Below are 14,327 nucleotides of genomic sequence, written 5' to 3' on the forward strand. Positions count from 1 at the left end.
ATCCACAGCACGAGCCCGTGTCGCCGTGCCGCAATAACGCCTTGCCGCCATCACGCGCGCATCAGGCCACCGGCCCGAAAAGCCGCAACCACTTTTTGGCGGGCAGGTCCCAGCGCGATTCAATCACGTCGGCCTGCAGCAAGAGGTCGGCCCGCTCGGGGCGCGTGGGTTCGCGCTGGGCCATCACCACCGTGTTGCCCTCACGCGTCGGCCGGAAAGCCCAGACCGACTCGGGACCGAAGGCCTCGGCCATCCTGGTAAGCGACTCGACATAGCTGGAATCGCGACCAAAGAGGTTCACCGTCATCACCCCATCGTCGGTCAGCAGGCTCCGACAGTGGGTGTAAAAATCAGCGTCGTCCAGCACCGGCGCAGCGGCTTCTTGGTCATACAGGTCAACGTGCAGCAGATCAACCGTGCCCTGATGCTCAGGTTTCTGTATCTCCGAGCCCGCATCGGCTTCAATGACATGCAGGCGCAAATCGTCGCGCGGCAATTTGAACCACAGCCGACAGGCCGTAACTACCTGCGGGTTGATCTCGACCGCCGTGGTTTTCATGCGCAGCTTTTTGTAGCAGAACTTGGTCAGCGCCGCCGAGCCCAGGCCCAGTTGCATCGCATGCTTTTTGGCCACCGTCTGCGCATCCACGAACAGCAGCCCCACCATCATGCGCTGCACATACTCCAGCTCAATGTCATAGGGCGCATCGCGCAGCATGGAGCCTTGCACCCATTCGGTGCCCAAGTGCAGAAAGCGCACCTCGCCGTAGTCTGAAAAATTGACTTCGGGGAGCTCTGCAGTGGCTTTAACCGTCTCTTTTTTCGACATTAAATCAATCCATGTTTTTCAAAAACCTCGCGCCAGGCAGCGAGTTTGCGCTCAAAACTCCACGACGCATTCGCCGGACTGGTTGAAGGCAACTTGTGAAATTGGACCCCCACGCTTTTCACTTCGTGTAATGCGCTGCCCCCCGAGGGGGCGGTGCTTGCTTGGGGCGGCCCGGCGCGGCGCACGGCGGCTCCCGTCCCCTCTAATGCAGCCCTGACATGGAGCGAATGCTTGAAGCTCTCCCCGCCGTTATGGGCAATGGCCTGCAATGCAGGGCAAAGCCGCTGTATCTCTGCAAAATCGTTCACCACCGGATGGCGGATATGACTGTCCAGGCTGCCTTCGCGTTCGCACGCCACATACACGTCCCACAGACCCAGCTGCTTGGACAACAGCCAATCACTACGAATTTTATAGCTGCTCACGCCCGTATCTATTGGGCTAGAAGGCCAAATGGCTTGCAGAATCTTCCAGAAATGGTTTTGCGGATGGCCATAATACTGCCGCGCCGCGAGCGACGCCACGCTCGGAAAACTACCCAGTATCAGCAGGCGCGTGCGGCTGGAAACCAGCGGCGGCAAACCGATCAGCACGAGATCAGCGCCCTGAGCTTGGGCAAGGCCTGCAGCGCGTTGGCGGTGGTGGCCAGGGCCAGTGCTTCAGCCGACAGGCTCCGCAGGCTCGCCACCTGCTGCGCGATGCGCGGCAACTCGCCCGGCTCATTGCGGCCCTGCGCCTGGCCTGCCCCGCGCTGCGCTGCGGTGGTGTAAATCCAGTGCGGCGGAATGTCGGGTGAGTCGGTTTCCATCACCAGCGCGTCCAGTGGCAACTCAACGGCCAGGTGCCTGAGCTGCCGGGCTGGCTCAAACGTCACCGCGCCACCGAAACCCAGCTTGAACCCCAGTTTGATGAACGCCATCGCCTGCTGCTGGCTGCCATTGAAGGCGTGGGCAATACCGCTCCAGCCGCCTTCAGGCACCAGTTCACGCAAGTGCTTGAGCAGCTTGTCGGCCGAGCGCCGCACATGCAGGATGACCGGCAAGCCGTGCTTGCGCGCCAGTTTGAGCTGCTCGCGATAGAAATGCTCCTGCCGCTCCCGCATCGGGCTTTCGGTCAGCGCGGGCACAAAATAATCAAGCCCGATTTCACCCACCGCCACCAGGCGCGGGTCAGACTTTCTGAGGGCCAGCTCTGCATCCAGCACCTGCAAATCGGCGTCTTGCGCCCTGGGCACCAACAGCGGGTGAATGCCCAGCGCATAGCTGAAAGAAAACTCATTCGCCAGCCTACGCACCGCAGCAAAGTTGCCGACCTCAACAGCAGGCAACACGCAATGCGCCACCCCGTTGACAGCAGCCCGCGCGCGCACCGCTGCCACATCCGGGGCGAACTCCCCCGCATCGAGGTGGCAGTGGGTATCGATCCAGAACGTCATCCGAGGTGGATCAGCACCTTGCCGACGTGGGTCATGCTCTCGGTCGCCTCATGCGCCGCCACCACCTCGTCCAGACTGAAACCGAAGCGCGCAAACACCTGGTGCTTGAACTTGCCCGCCCGCAGGGCCGCGGTGATGTAACGCGCGGCCTCGTCATGGGCCTGATGCGACATGGCGTACACCAGCACGAAGCGCACCGTCAGGTCCTTGCCCAGCATGGGCCAGAACGGAATCGCGGGCTCGTGAATGGCATCGGAGGCGTAGGTGGCGATCACGCCGTCGGTCGTGAGCAGCGCCACATCGGTGACCAGGTTCACGCCAAACGCCACCTCGATCACCCGGTCCAGGCCACTGTCCTCGCCCGTGATGTCCTTGACCCGGCGCGCCACGTCCTCGGTCTTGTAGTTGATCACATGGTCGGCCCCGGCGAGCCGGGCTTGCGCTGCCTGCTCGTCGCGGCTGACGGTGGCGATCACGCGGGCGCCTTCGAGCTTGGCGATCTGCACCGCATAAAAGCCGACGGCGCCGGCGCCGCCTTGCACCAGCACCGTTTTGCCTTTGACCGGGCCGTCGGCGAGCACGCAGCGGTGCGCCGTCATCGCCGGAATGCCCATGCAGGCGCCAACCTCGAAATCGACCGCATCAGGCAGCGGCACGGCCTTGTGCTCGGGCACCGTGGTGTATTCGGCGCAGGTGCCGAAGGGCCGACCCAGCGTGGCCTCGTACACCCAGACGCGCTGTCCGATCCGGGCCTGGTCCACGCCCGGCCCCACGGCGTCGATCACGCCCGCGCCGTCCTGGTGCGGAATGACCAGCGGAAACGGCATGGCCAGCATCCCGCGGTAGCCACCGCGCCCCTTGGTGTCGGACGGATTGACCGCCGAGACATGGATGCGCACCCGCACCTCGCCGGCCTGCGGCTCGGTCAGGGGACGTTCGCCGGCCTGCAACACCTGCCGCGCCGGCCCTTTTTGTTCGTAATAGACAGCTTTCATCGTCATGCTTTCCGGGAATGGTTCGAAGGCGCGGACAGCGCACCCTTCAGGCGCAAAGGATAGCGTCATTGGCCATGCGATGTGCAGAAAATCGCAGACAAGCCTTCACAGGATAGCGTGTTGCGTCGTCGGACACCGCCTCAACTTCGGTGGCCCTTGACCTAGATCAGACGCACATATAAGCATTGCCTTAATTCCTCGATACACTCGCACAGGAGATCATGAAATTTCAAGTCATTGGTTCTCGGAAATTCTTCTTTTGTCTACGGCTGCACCGCAGACGGGCTTTTGGTAAAAACCGCGATGAACAACCCATCCCTTCCCAAACCCATTCCAACCGCCATTGCGGTTGGCATTACCCTTCTTATCTGGTTTGTCATTCCAGTCCCTGACAAAGTCAGTCCTGAAGCGTGGCACTTGCTGGCGCTATTTATCGGAACCATTGCCGCCATCATTGGCAAAGCCATGCCGATTGGCGCTTTGTCGATCGTGGCCATTTCTTTGGTGGCCATTACAGAAGTGACCCGACCCGGCAAACCGGAAGGCGCGATTGCCGATGCCTTGAGTGGTTTTTCCAATCCCTTGATCTGGTTGATTGCCATTGCCGTGATGATCTCTGTGGCCTTGACCAAAACCGGACTCGGTACGCGAATTGGCTACAACTTTATTTCGCTGTTTGGCAAGAAAACTATCGGGGTGGCCTACAGTCTGGTTTTGTCCGAGTTGGTTATTGCCCCGGTCACGCCCAGTAACACGGCACGCGGCGGGGCCATTATTCACCCCATCATGCGCTCGATCGCGGATGCCTTTGGCTCCAGCCCTGAATTGGGCACCTCGAAAAAAATAGGCCGGTATCTGGCGCTGGTCAATTACAACACCAACCCCATCACGTCGGCCATGTTCATCACGGCCACCGCGCCCAATCCCTTGATCGTGGATTTGGTTGCCAAAGCCACCAACTCAGCCATCAAGATCACCTGGGGCCAATGGGCTTTGGCGGCGCTGCTGCCGGGGCTGTGCATGCTGCTGCTGATGCCGCTGGTGTTGTATTTTCTTTTCCCGCCTGAAATCAAAAACACACCCAACGCCAAAGAGTTGGCCCAAACCGAGCTGACCAAACTGGGGCCAATGAAGTCTTCAGAATTCATCACGCTGGGCGTTTTAGGTCTGATGCTGGCCATGTGGGCTGGCGTGCCGACCCTGCTGTTTGGCCCAGCATTTGACCTCAACGCCACCACCACAGCCTGGATTGGCCTGTCGCTGTTGTTGATTACCGGTGTGCTGGACTGGGACGACATTCTCAAAGCCAAGAGCGCTTGGGACACCTTGATCTGGTTTGCAGCGCTGGTGATGATGGCTACTTTTCTGGGAAAGCTGGGTTTGGTTGGCTGGTTTGCGTTGTCCATTCAAAATGGCATTAGCTATCTGGGCCTGGGCTGGATGAGTGCCACCGCCGTTTTGGTTCTGGTTTATTTCTACTCCCACTATTTCTTTGCCAGCACCACAGCCCACATCACGGCCATGTTTGCAGCCTTTTTTACCGCAGGTTTGGCGCTTGGCGCACCGCCCATGCTGCTGGCTTTGGTGCTGGCCTTTTCGTCTTCGCTGATGATGTCGCTGACCCACTACGGAACCGGCACGGCGCCCATCATTTTCGGCTCGGGCTACACCACCTTGAATGAGTGGTGGAAGGCCGGCGCGGTGATGAGCGTGGTCAACCTGCTGGTTCTGGTGGTGGCGGGCGGCATTTGGTGGAAGATTTTGGGGTATATCTGACCAAGCTGCCTGCAGTTGCACAAGCTGCCAAGGCTTGAAGCACTTCGCAATACCGCCTGATCCCTTCAAGGTTTTTTGACAGCGTGGGCGCGAATCCAGTCGGCCAATTCGGCTTCGAGATAGGCAGCAAGTCGACAAATATCTGTAAAAACCGGAACGAAAAGACGGCACTGGCCTTGGGTGAAGACCATGACCCGGCACCCAAAAACGATGAAGCGCCCGTGCCTGCGGTGCTGCCCATTTTGCTGCGCGGCATGGCCTGCCCGCCGCGTTGCTGGACCTCGTGGAAAACTTCACGCTGTTTGACCGCAGCAAAGGCGAGCCGCTGAAGATTGCGGCGCGCAACCAGCAGTAGCTGGCCAAGCCTTGCACCAACTCGCATATCGTAGAAACTTGGAAATAACCTGGCTGCGAAAACCGGCTCACTGCAACTTGGTCCGGACCGCGTGGCAACTGGCACACCAGCCGCAAAAACCGTCTGTTACAACGGTCCTGTTGTGATGGCCCAATGGCGTGCAGAAATACACAAATCGTGATACGGTGCATCTGTTGATTTGCCGTGTTTTGACCGGTTTTTGATACTTACCTCACAGGTGAACGGATGCGAAGGCCTGCCCTTTACAGTAGCTCCCGCCGCTCCAGCCACGACCTCAGTGGCAGTCACTTCCCGGGCGCACCCGATGCCGAAGCGCCGCCACTAGCGCAGCCGCTGGCCCGCCCTTCCCACCCCTCCCGCTTTTCCCGCCTGATCAAGCACTTCTCTGGCAACACTGGCAACCAGCTGTACCTGCTCTGGTCTGTGGTGGGCCTGCTGGCTTTGTTGCTGGCCATCGGCTTTTCCCCGTCGCTGGGGCATTCGCCGCGCCAGCTGACCCAGGACGACATCAATGCAGCGGTCTTGAAGACCCTGGAGACAATCACCCTACCCTCGCCCGCAGCGAAAGCCTACGAGGCCATCAGCCCGTCGGTGGTGCGCGTTGTGGGCCTGGGCAAAGACAAGGATGGCAAGGAAGCGGCCGAGCACAGTGTGGGGACCGGCGTGGTCATTGTGGACAAGGGAATCATCCTGACCAACCTGCATGTGGTGCAAGGCGCCGAGACCATCAAGGTCACGTTTGCGGACGGCCTGGAGTCCATCGCAACGATTACCGGCGTGCAACCGGAAAACGACCTGGCGGTGCTGCAGGCACACACCATTCCGGATGATCTGGCGGCGGCCACCATGCGCTCAAGCACCGATCTGGCGCCGGGCGATCAGGTGGTGGCCGTGGGCTATCCTTTTGGCATCGGCCCCTCCGCCTCGGCCGGGGTCATTTCGGGGCTCGACCGCACTTTCCGCTCCCCCGAGGGCAAGCAGCAAATGACCAACCTCATCCAGTTTGATGCGGCCGCCAACCCCGGCAATTCAGGCGGCCCGCTGGTCACCATGGACGGCGAGGTGATTGGCATCGTCACTGCCATTTACAACCCCAATCATCAACGCACGTTTGTCGGTATTGGTTTTGCCGTGCCGATTGAAAATGCAGCCTCGGCTGCCGGCATGACCCCCTTCTGAAAGACCCGTATGGAATCGCAAACCCTGGATCACTTACCGGATCAGTTAGCCGATCATTTGCCAGCCCGTCACGACACCGCGCAGTTGATGGAACAAATCCTCTACGAAGTCAAACGCGTGGTGGTCGGCCAGGACTGCTTTCTTGAGCGCGTGATGGTCGCCGTGCTGGCGCAGGGTCATCTGCTGGTGGAGGGTGTGCCCGGCCTTGCCAAAACCCTCACGGTAAAAACGCTGGCCAACACCATACACGGCGAGTTCAAGCGTATCCAGTTCACGCCGGACCTGGTGCCGGCCGACCTGGTGGGCACGCGCATCTACAACCAGAAAACCGGCGAGTTCAGCACCTCCCTCGGGCCGGTGTTCACCAATCTGCTGCTGGCCGACGAGATCAACCGGGCGCCGGCCAAGGTACAAAGCGCACTGCTGGAGGTGATGCAGGAACGGCAGGTGACGATTGCCGGGGTGACGCATAAAGTGCCGTCGCCTTTTCTGGTGATGGCGACGCAAAACCCGATTGAGACCGAGGGAACCTACCCGCTGCCTGAAGCGCAGGTGGACCGCTTCATGATGAAGGTGCTGGTGGACTACCCCACCAACGAGGAAGAATTCGTCATCGTCCAGCGCGTCACTGGCCCTGCGGTGGCAGTGTCGGCCGTGGCCACCACCGAGCAACTGGCCGCCCTGCAGGCCGAATGCCGGCGCATTTATGTCGACCCTTCGCTGGTGCAGTATGCGGTGCGGCTGGTATCGGCAACCCGGGACCCGGCGAGGCATGGGCTCAAGGAACTGGAGCGCTTCATCACCTTTGGCGCCAGTCCGCGCGCCACCATCAACCTGACCGAAGGCGCCAGGGCGCTGGCCCTGCTGCGCGGGCGCACTTACGCCCTGCCGGAAGACATGACCGACCTGGTGCCCGACGTGCTGCGGCATCGACTGGTGCTGTCTTACGAAGCGCTGTCCGAAGGACTCTCCGCCGATGCGGTCGTCAGCAAGATCATGGCCAAAATCCCGCCACCCGCCAAACCGCTTGAGCATGAAAAACTTGCCGCCTAGAGCTATGAGCCCCCACGCTCCGCCGCTGCGCGGGTCGCTGCCCCCCGAGGGGGCTGGCCTTGCTTGGGGCGGCCCGGCGCTGCGGCCGCCTCAATCCCTTGCTAGGTCAGCTCCGGCAGCGGGTGCAGAACAGCTGCTGCGCCGACTGGAATGGACGGTGCTGCGCCGTCTTGACGGGCTGCTGCAGGGCGACTACCGCACGCTGCTGCGCGGCACCGGCATGGACCTGGCCGATCTGCGTGAGTACCAGTACCACGACGATGTGCGCCACATCGACTGGAACGTGACCGCCCGCCTGCAGCAGCCGCATGTGCGGGTGTTCACCGAAGACCGCGAAATGAGCGCCTGGTTTTTACTCGACCTGAGCCCGTCGGTGGATTTCGGCTCCGGCGAACAACACAAGCGCCAGGTGTCGACCGAATTCGTCGCCGTACTGGCGCGCCTGCTGACGCGCCACGGCAACCGCGTGGGTGCCCTGCTCTATGGTTCGGGCGTTGATGCGGTGATACCGGCGCGCGGCGGTCGCCACCATGTGTTGCACCTGCTGCATACCCTGCAAACGCGGCCTGATGCCACTGAGGCTGGCCTTACCCGCCTGAACGAGCTGCTGCAGTCTGCTGCCAACCTGGTGCGTCGGCGCTCCACCCTGTTTGTGGTGTCTGATTTCATCAGCGAACCGGGCTGGGAAAAGCCTTTGGGCTTGCTCGCCCAGCAGCACGAAGTGGTGGCCGTGCGCCTGCTGGACCCGCTGGAGCTGGCGTTGCCCGATCTGGGCCTGATTCCGATTTGCGATGTGGAAACCGGCGAGCAGCTGCTGGTGGACACCCATGATGCGGGCTTTCGCAAGCGCTTTGCGCGCATTGCGGCCCAGCGCGAAGCCGAGTTGCGGCAAGCCCTGGCGCGCGCCGGTGTCGACACGCTGGAGCTCTCCACTGATGACAACCTGGTCGATGCCATCATGCGTTTCACCGACCTGCGCAAACGCCGCAACCGCTCGTCGGGCGCCCATGCGGCAGCAGGCAAGCTGCCCGCCCACTTGAGGCACGCCGCCTGAACCGCGCCGAGGACGCTCATGACTTTTCTCTGGCCCCAATTTCTCTGGCTGTTGCTGGCCCTTCCGCTGCTGATCGCGCTATATGTCTGGCTGCTTGGCCGCAAGAAAAAGTTGGCCTTGCGTTACGCCAGCCTGTCCATCGTGCGCGAAGCCATGGGCAAAGGCCCGAGCATTCGCCGGCATATTCCGCCACTGCTGATGTTGCTGTCACTCGCGGCCATGCTGGTGGCGTCTTCACGCCCGTCTGCCGTCGTCACCCTGCCATCGCAACATGAAACCATCATGCTTGCCATGGACGTGTCGGGCAGCATGCGGGCGACCGATGTGCTGCCCAATCGCCTGGTGGCCTCCCAAAACGCCGCCAAGGCTTTTCTGGCCGATTTGCCGCGCACTGTGCGGGTGGGTATTGTGGCGTTTGCCGGCACCGCCGCCGTGGTGCAGCCGCCCACCCTGAGCCGCGAAGACCTGACCGCAGCCATTGACAAGTTTCAGCTGCAGCGCGGCACGGCGATTGGCAACGGCATTGTGGTGGCGCTGGCCGAGCTGTTTCCCGATGCCGGTATCGACCTCGCCTCCATGCAATACGGCCGGGAGCGCCAGCGCGGAATCTCCCTGGACCAGGCCCTCAAAGATGGCAAAGAGGCCAAGGATACGAAGAAGGCCTTCACGCCGGTAGCGCCCGGCTCCTACACCTCAGCCGCCATTATTTTGCTGACCGACGGACAGCGCACCACCGGCGTCGATTCACTCGACGCCGCCAATGCAGCCGCCGACCGCGGGGTACGGGTGTACACCGTCGGTGTGGGCACCGTGGCGGGCGAAACCATAGGCTTTGAAGGCTGGTCCATGCATGTCAGGCTCGACGAGGAAACCCTCAAGGGCATCGCCAGAGCCACACAGGCCGAGTACTTTTATGCGGGTACGGCAGCTGACCTTAAAAAAGTTTACGAGACCCTCAGTTCCCGCATCACTGTGGAGAAAAAGGAAACTGAAATTTCTGGTCTGATGGCACTGCTGGCGGCGGCGCTGGCGCTGGTCTCGGCCACTTTGTCGCTACTCTGGTTTAACCGGATTTTATGAGCTTGGCCAGGCGGCCATGGTGATGGGCCAGAGCGCTGAAGCAATCGAGAAATATCGTTTTAGAAAATCTTTGAAAGGGGTAACGAAAGTCGGCTATCGACCCGAAGCAGAACTTCCAGCGGCTGGAGTGTGCTGCGCGCAAAGTGCTCGTTCAGATCACTGCCGGACACAGAGTGGTGCTAGCATCCCGCCATGGCTGGAACCGACCAACACGCAGCAATTACCACCTTCGAGTTGAGCAAGCGCTTCGACGACTTCACAGCGCTCGACCGGCTGAACCTGAATGTGGTGCGCGGCCTGATTTTTGGCCTTCTCGGGCCCAATGGTGCAGGCAAAAGCACGGCGATCAAGATTCTCACCACGCTGCTGGACGCGAGCTCTGGCTCGGCCACTGTCGCGGGTTTCGATGTGGCGGCGGAACCGGTCGAGGTCAGGCGGCGGATTGGCTATGTGCCGCAGCTGCTGTCAGCCGACGGCGCGCTGACGGCCATCGAAAACCTCAACCTCTCGGCCCGCCTGCAAGGTCTGCACGGTGCAGAGCGTGCGGCGCGCGTGAGCGAGGCCGTAGCGTTTGCCGGTATCGAGGATGTGGCGGGGAAGCTGGTTCGAACCTACTCCGGCGGCATGGTCCGCCGGCTGGAGATCGCGCAGGCGACGCTGCACTACCCGGAAGTGCTGTTCCTGGACGAGCCGACGATCGGCCTGGACCCCGTCGCCCGGCGGACCGTGTGGGAAAGACTGCTGCAACTGCGGCAGGACAAGGGAATGACCATCCTGATCACCACCCACGACATGGAAGAGGCTGACGTCCTGTGCGACGAGCTGGCGATACTTCACCAGGGGCGCCTGGCCGTGGTGGGCAAGCCCGGAGAGCTCAAGGCGCAGGTGGGGCCGGAGGCCAATCTGGGCGATGTGTTTGCCCATTTCAGCGGCGCTGTGATCGATCACGGCGGCCACTACCGCGATGTGCGCGAAAGCCGCGATGCCGCCCGGCGGCGGGGGTGAAGCGCATGCTCAATTTTGTCCGCGAGACGGCGGCGGTCGCCGACGCCGAGGTACGCAAGCTGATGCGGGATCCGTCCGATCTGCTCTCGCGCGCGGTGCAGCCGGTGCTGTGGCTGGCCGTATTCGGGCAGGTCTTCAGTCAGGTGCGGGGCATGCCGACTGGCAATCTGCGCTACCTGGACTACATGGCGCCAGGCATCCTCGCCCAGAGCATTCTGTTCAGCGCCATCTTCTATGGCATCGCGATCATCTGGGAGCGCGACCTGGGCATCGTTCACAAGCTGCTGGTCACACCCGCCCACCGCAGCGCGCTGGTGCTGGGCAAGGCCGTGGCGGCGGGGCTGCGGGGGCTGGTGCAGGCCACAGTGGTCTACCTGGTGGCGATCGCCCTGGAAGTGAACATCCGCTGGGAGCCCTTGCCCATGCTGACCGTGGCTGCCGGCGTCGTCCTCGGGTCGTGCATCTTCTCAACCTTTTCTCTGGTCATTGCGTGCCTCGTCAAGACGCGCGAGCGCTTCATGGGCATCGGCCAGGTGCTGACGATGCCGCTGTTCTTCGCGTCGAATGCGCTCTACCCGCTGGACCTGATGCCCGCCTGGCTCAAGACCATTGCGGTGTTCAACCCCCTGACTTATCTGGTGGACGTGTTGCGCGGGGCGATGATTGTTGGCGGCAGGAGCATCTATGCCGGCAGTACGAGCTTCGGCGTGATGCTGCTGGTATTTGCGGTGCTGTTGGCCCTGGCGTCGAAGCTCTATCCGGGACTGGCGCACTAGCCTGAGCGGATGCAGCCTCTCTTGAGAACGGACGAGCACCGTAACTGTCACCGCCGAATGATGGAAATTGACCGATCCGACTCCTTCATGCCTCACCCACGCAAACACCCCTGCACTCTCACCCCGCCTCCGACAACTTCCCCAACACCAGCCTGAGATGGCGCCCGCAGCGCGCGGCCAGCGCTTCATCATGCGTCACCAGCACAAACGCGGTGCCATGCTCGCGCGCCAGCCGTAGCATCAACTCAAACACACCGTCGGCGGTGGATCGGTCGAGGTTGCCGGTGGGCTCATCGGCCAGCACGCAGGCGGGTTGTGTGACCAGCGCCCGGGCAATCGCGACGCGCTGGCGCTCGCCGCCTGAGAGTTCGGACGGGCGGTGCTGGATGCGATCTTGCAGGCCCACATCTGCCAGCATTTTGGTCGCTACTTGCGCCGCTTGCTCGCGGTCTTGATGCCGAATCCATAGCGGCATGGCGACGTTTTCGAGCGCGCTGAACTCGGGCAGCAGGTGGTGGAACTGGTAGACAAAGCCGAGGTGCTGGTTGCGCAACTGGCCCTGCTGGGCGGGTGATAGCGCTGACAGTAGCTGGCCCTTGAGCTCGACTTGCCCGCTCGTCGGCGCATCCAGGCCGCCCATCAGGTGCAGCAAGGTGCTTTTGCCCGAACCCGAGGCGCCCACGATGGCCAGCGTTTCGCCGCGGTGGACCTGCAGGTCTACGCCCTGCAGCACCGTGACGTCGAGCCGGCCTTCGGTGAAGCGTTTGGTGAGGCCGCTGGCGCGTAAAACCACTTCACTCATAAGTACCCCCAAAAGGCTTCTGGAAATTCGATTGTCGGGATGCAGAGTGAGGCGCACGGAGCGCAGGGGGTTTTTGGGGTCAGAGCCCAAATTCGCCGAGCCTTCGGCTCGCCCAAGGGGTGCGGTGCATGCACCGCAGCGAAATTGGTGTCTGACCCCAATAACCCGTGAGGATTCCGAGCACCGCGCAACGAAGCTATGCGCCCGAGAATCGGATTTACAGAAGTCTTTTCATTCATAACGCAGGGCCTCCGCCGGGTTCACACGGCTGGCGCGCCAGCTGGGATAGATGGTCGCCAGAAAAGCCAGCACCAGTGAGATGACCACAATTGGCATGATGTCGGCGTACTGCGGCTCGCTGGGCATGCGGCTGATGAGGTAAATGTCTTTGGGCAAAAAGCTGGCGTGAAAAAGCTGCTCCAGCGCCGGCACGATCACATCAATATTGAAGGCGATGCCCAGGCCCAGCAGCAGGCCGGAGAGCGTTCCGATCACGCCGACCATGGCACCCTGCACCATAAAAATCCCCATGATGCTTTGGGGGCTGGCGCCCAGCGTGCGCAAGATGGCGATGTCGGCGCGCTTGTCGGTCACCGTCATGACCAGCGTGCTGACCAGGTTGAAGGCCGCCACCGCGACGATGAGCGTGAGGATGATGAACATCATGCGTTTTTCAAGCTCCACAGCGGAAAACCAGTTTTTGTTCTGCCGCGTCCAGTCGCGAATCAGCAAGTCGCCGCTCAGGCTTTTGGACAACTCGAGCGCGATTTCCCGCGCCTGGTGCAAGTCCTTGAGCTTGATACGGATGCCGGTAGGCCCTTCAAGGCGGAAAATTTTGGCGGCATCGTCCTGGTGCATCATCACCAGTGTCGAATCGTATTCAAAGTGGCCCGAATCAAAGGTGCCCACCACCGTCATTGTTTTAAGGCGCGGCAGCACACCCGCCGGGGTGACCTGCCCGCTGGGTGCAATCAGCGTGACGGTGTCGCCTTCGCGTACCCCCATGGAGCGCGCCAGCTCGCCACCCAGAATCACACCAAACCCGCCACTGACGAGCTTGGGAAAGGCGGTGTCCTTCAGTTGCACGGCAAGGTCGGTAACCTGCCCTTCCAGCGCTGGATCAATGCCGCGCACCATGGCGCCTTTCATGTCTTCACCGCGCGCCAGCAAGGCCTGCGCCGCTATGAAAGTGGCAGCACCCACGACTTGCGGGTTGGCCCGGATCTCGGCCAGGGTTTTCTGCGGATCGGGCAAGGCACCGCCATTGGGGGCGAATACCTCAATGTGAGAGATCACGCCCAGCATGCGGTCGCGGACTTCCTTCTGGAAGCCGTTCATCACGCTCAGCACAATGATCAGCGCGGCCACACCCAGCCCAATGCCCAGCATGGACACACCCGAAATAAAAGAAATAAAGCCGTTGCGCCGCGTGGCGCGGCCGGCGCGGGTGTAGCGCCAGCCCAGAATCAGCTCGTAAGGGATTTGCATGACTGCGATTGTGGCATCCCGAACTCCCGGACAATAGAGGCCATGTCCACCCTACCCTTGCGCCACCTGCTGATTCCGTTTGCAGCCTGCAGCGCTGAAACCTGGCTGCCCACTGTGCAAGCACTGCCGCGCGAGAGCACGCGCAATCTGACCCAACTGCTGCAAGGCATGAAGCGGGAGCACATCGACGGAGGTGATGCGCGCACGCTGTCGCCGCCGCATGAACGGGCGCTGGCGCTGGCGCTGGGCTTTGCCACGGCCGAGACCCCGGATGGCCTGATTCCCCTGGCCGCCCTGGATGCCGCCGCGCAGTTGCAGGCCGATGCGGGGCAGGCCTGGGCCTGGATCACACCGTGCCACTGGTCCATGGGCCGCGATCACGCCACCCTGACCGACCCCGCCGCGCTGGCCCTGACCGAGGACGAATCACGCACCCTGCTGGCGGCCATGCAGCCTTATTTTGAAACCGATGGCATCAC

13 protein-coding genes and 1 pseudogene are annotated in these 14,327 nt (G+C 61.8%); 8 read left to right on the forward strand and 6 right to left on the reverse strand.

The annotated features are described in order from the left end of the window. Positions 1–61: 61 nt before the first annotated feature. From B3F77_RS10380 to B3F77_RS10395, 4 genes are read right to left on the reverse strand one after another with little or no spacing between them, the layout of a single operon-like run. The gene (locus tag B3F77_RS10380) at positions 62–829 is read right to left on the reverse strand and encodes a spermidine synthase (protein WP_293604883.1); all 768 of its coding nucleotides are present in this window, start codon (positions 827–829) and stop codon (positions 62–64) included. Continuing rightward, a complete protein-coding gene (locus B3F77_RS10385) occupies positions 829–1,422 on the reverse strand; it encodes a DNA-deoxyinosine glycosylase (RefSeq protein ID WP_293604884.1) in 594 nt (197 codons plus the stop codon). The genes B3F77_RS10380 and B3F77_RS10385 overlap by 1 nt, the downstream gene beginning before the upstream one ends. Beyond that, a complete protein-coding gene (locus B3F77_RS10390; RefSeq protein WP_293604885.1) occupies positions 1,416–2,264 on the reverse strand; it encodes a TatD family hydrolase in 849 nt (282 codons plus the stop codon). The genes B3F77_RS10385 and B3F77_RS10390 overlap by 7 nt, the downstream gene beginning before the upstream one ends. Then, on the reverse strand, positions 2,261–3,259 hold the full coding sequence (locus B3F77_RS10395) for an NADPH:quinone reductase (protein ID WP_293604886.1): 999 nt from the start codon (positions 3,257–3,259) through the stop codon (positions 2,261–2,263). The genes B3F77_RS10390 and B3F77_RS10395 overlap by 4 nt, the downstream gene beginning before the upstream one ends. A 303-nt stretch (positions 3,260–3,562) precedes the next feature. Between B3F77_RS10395 and B3F77_RS10400 the strand changes: the two genes are divergently transcribed. The 7 genes from B3F77_RS10400 to B3F77_RS10430 all read left to right on the forward strand — a co-directional run bounded on the left by B3F77_RS10400 (position 3,563) and on the right by B3F77_RS10430 (position 11,558). After that, positions 3,563–5,035 carry a DASS family sodium-coupled anion symporter gene (locus tag B3F77_RS10400; RefSeq protein WP_293604887.1) on the forward strand — a complete coding sequence of 491 codons (1,473 nt, stop codon included), beginning with the start codon at positions 3,563–3,565 and terminating at the stop codon, positions 5,033–5,035. A gap of 601 nt (positions 5,036–5,636) precedes the next feature. Next, positions 5,637–6,590: a S1C family serine protease gene (locus tag B3F77_RS10405; protein ID WP_293604888.1), complete on the forward strand. Its 954-nt coding sequence runs from the start codon at positions 5,637–5,639 to the stop codon at positions 6,588–6,590. A gap of 87 nt (positions 6,591–6,677) precedes the next feature. After that, the gene (locus B3F77_RS10410; RefSeq protein WP_293604897.1) at positions 6,678–7,643 is read left to right on the forward strand and encodes an AAA family ATPase; all 966 of its coding nucleotides are present in this window, start codon (positions 6,678–6,680) and stop codon (positions 7,641–7,643) included. Between the two features lie 4 nt (positions 7,644–7,647). Then, entirely contained in the window at positions 7,648–8,697 is a 1,050-nt protein-coding gene (locus B3F77_RS10415) for a DUF58 domain-containing protein (RefSeq protein WP_293604889.1), read from the forward strand. An 18-nt stretch (positions 8,698–8,715) separates the two neighbouring features. Continuing rightward, positions 8,716–9,777, forward strand: a complete 1,062-nt coding sequence (locus B3F77_RS10420; RefSeq protein ID WP_293604890.1) for a VWA domain-containing protein — start codon at positions 8,716–8,718, stop codon at positions 9,775–9,777. Between the two features lie 192 nt (positions 9,778–9,969). After that, entirely contained in the window at positions 9,970–10,782 is an 813-nt protein-coding gene (locus B3F77_RS10425; RefSeq protein ID WP_293604891.1) for an ATP-binding cassette domain-containing protein, read from the forward strand. A gap of 5 nt (positions 10,783–10,787) precedes the next feature. After that, positions 10,788–11,558, forward strand: a complete 771-nt coding sequence (locus B3F77_RS10430; protein ID WP_293604892.1) for an ABC transporter permease — start codon at positions 10,788–10,790, stop codon at positions 11,556–11,558. A 118-nt stretch (positions 11,559–11,676) separates the two neighbouring features. Here the strand turns inward: B3F77_RS10430 and lolD are convergent, their stop codons facing one another. Beyond that, positions 11,677–12,360, reverse strand: a complete 684-nt coding sequence (gene lolD / locus B3F77_RS10435) for a lipoprotein-releasing ABC transporter ATP-binding protein LolD (RefSeq protein ID WP_293604893.1) — start codon at positions 12,358–12,360, stop codon at positions 11,677–11,679. Between the two features lie 231 nt (positions 12,361–12,591). Further along, positions 12,592–13,848 carry a lipoprotein-releasing ABC transporter permease subunit gene (locus tag B3F77_RS10440; protein WP_293604894.1) on the reverse strand — a complete coding sequence of 419 codons (1,257 nt, stop codon included), beginning with the start codon at positions 13,846–13,848 and terminating at the stop codon, positions 12,592–12,594. Positions 13,849–13,890: 42 nt separating this feature from the next. Here B3F77_RS10440 and B3F77_RS10445 point away from each other — a divergent pair. Continuing rightward, positions 13,891–14,327 (forward strand): annotated as a pseudogene (locus B3F77_RS10445) (hypothetical protein); the annotation flags it as partial.

It is taken from the genome of Polaromonas sp. UBA4122, from assembly GCA_002381615.1.
Lineage (GTDB): Bacteria > Pseudomonadota > Gammaproteobacteria > Burkholderiales > Burkholderiaceae_C > Polaromonas.

Coding starts and splice junctions, on each gene's coding strand:
- B3F77_RS10380 (WP_293604883.1), bottom strand. CDS start 829: ATGTCGAAAAAAGAGACGGTTAAAGCCACTGCAGAGCTCCCCGAAGTC.
- B3F77_RS10440 (WP_293604894.1), bottom strand. CDS start 13,848: ATGCAAATCCCTTACGAGCTGATTCTGGGCTGGCGCTACACCCGCGCC.
- B3F77_RS10400 (WP_293604887.1), top strand. CDS start 3,563: ATGAACAACCCATCCCTTCCCAAACCCATTCCAACCGCCATTGCGGTT.
- B3F77_RS10420 (WP_293604890.1), top strand. CDS start 8,716: ATGACTTTTCTCTGGCCCCAATTTCTCTGGCTGTTGCTGGCCCTTCCG.
- B3F77_RS10390 (WP_293604885.1), bottom strand. CDS start 2,264: ATGACGTTCTGGATCGATACCCACTGCCACCTCGATGCGGGGGAGTTC.
- B3F77_RS10430 (WP_293604892.1), top strand. CDS start 10,788: ATGCTCAATTTTGTCCGCGAGACGGCGGCGGTCGCCGACGCCGAGGTA.
- B3F77_RS10395 (WP_293604886.1), bottom strand. CDS start 3,259: ATGAAAGCTGTCTATTACGAACAAAAAGGGCCGGCGCGGCAGGTGTTG.
- B3F77_RS10425 (WP_293604891.1), top strand. CDS start 9,970: ATGGCTGGAACCGACCAACACGCAGCAATTACCACCTTCGAGTTGAGC.
- B3F77_RS10405 (WP_293604888.1), top strand. CDS start 5,637: ATGCGAAGGCCTGCCCTTTACAGTAGCTCCCGCCGCTCCAGCCACGAC.
- B3F77_RS10410 (WP_293604897.1), top strand. CDS start 6,678: ATGGAACAAATCCTCTACGAAGTCAAACGCGTGGTGGTCGGCCAGGAC.
- B3F77_RS10415 (WP_293604889.1), top strand. CDS start 7,648: ATGAGCCCCCACGCTCCGCCGCTGCGCGGGTCGCTGCCCCCCGAGGGG.
- lolD (WP_293604893.1), bottom strand. CDS start 12,360: ATGAGTGAAGTGGTTTTACGCGCCAGCGGCCTCACCAAACGCTTCACC.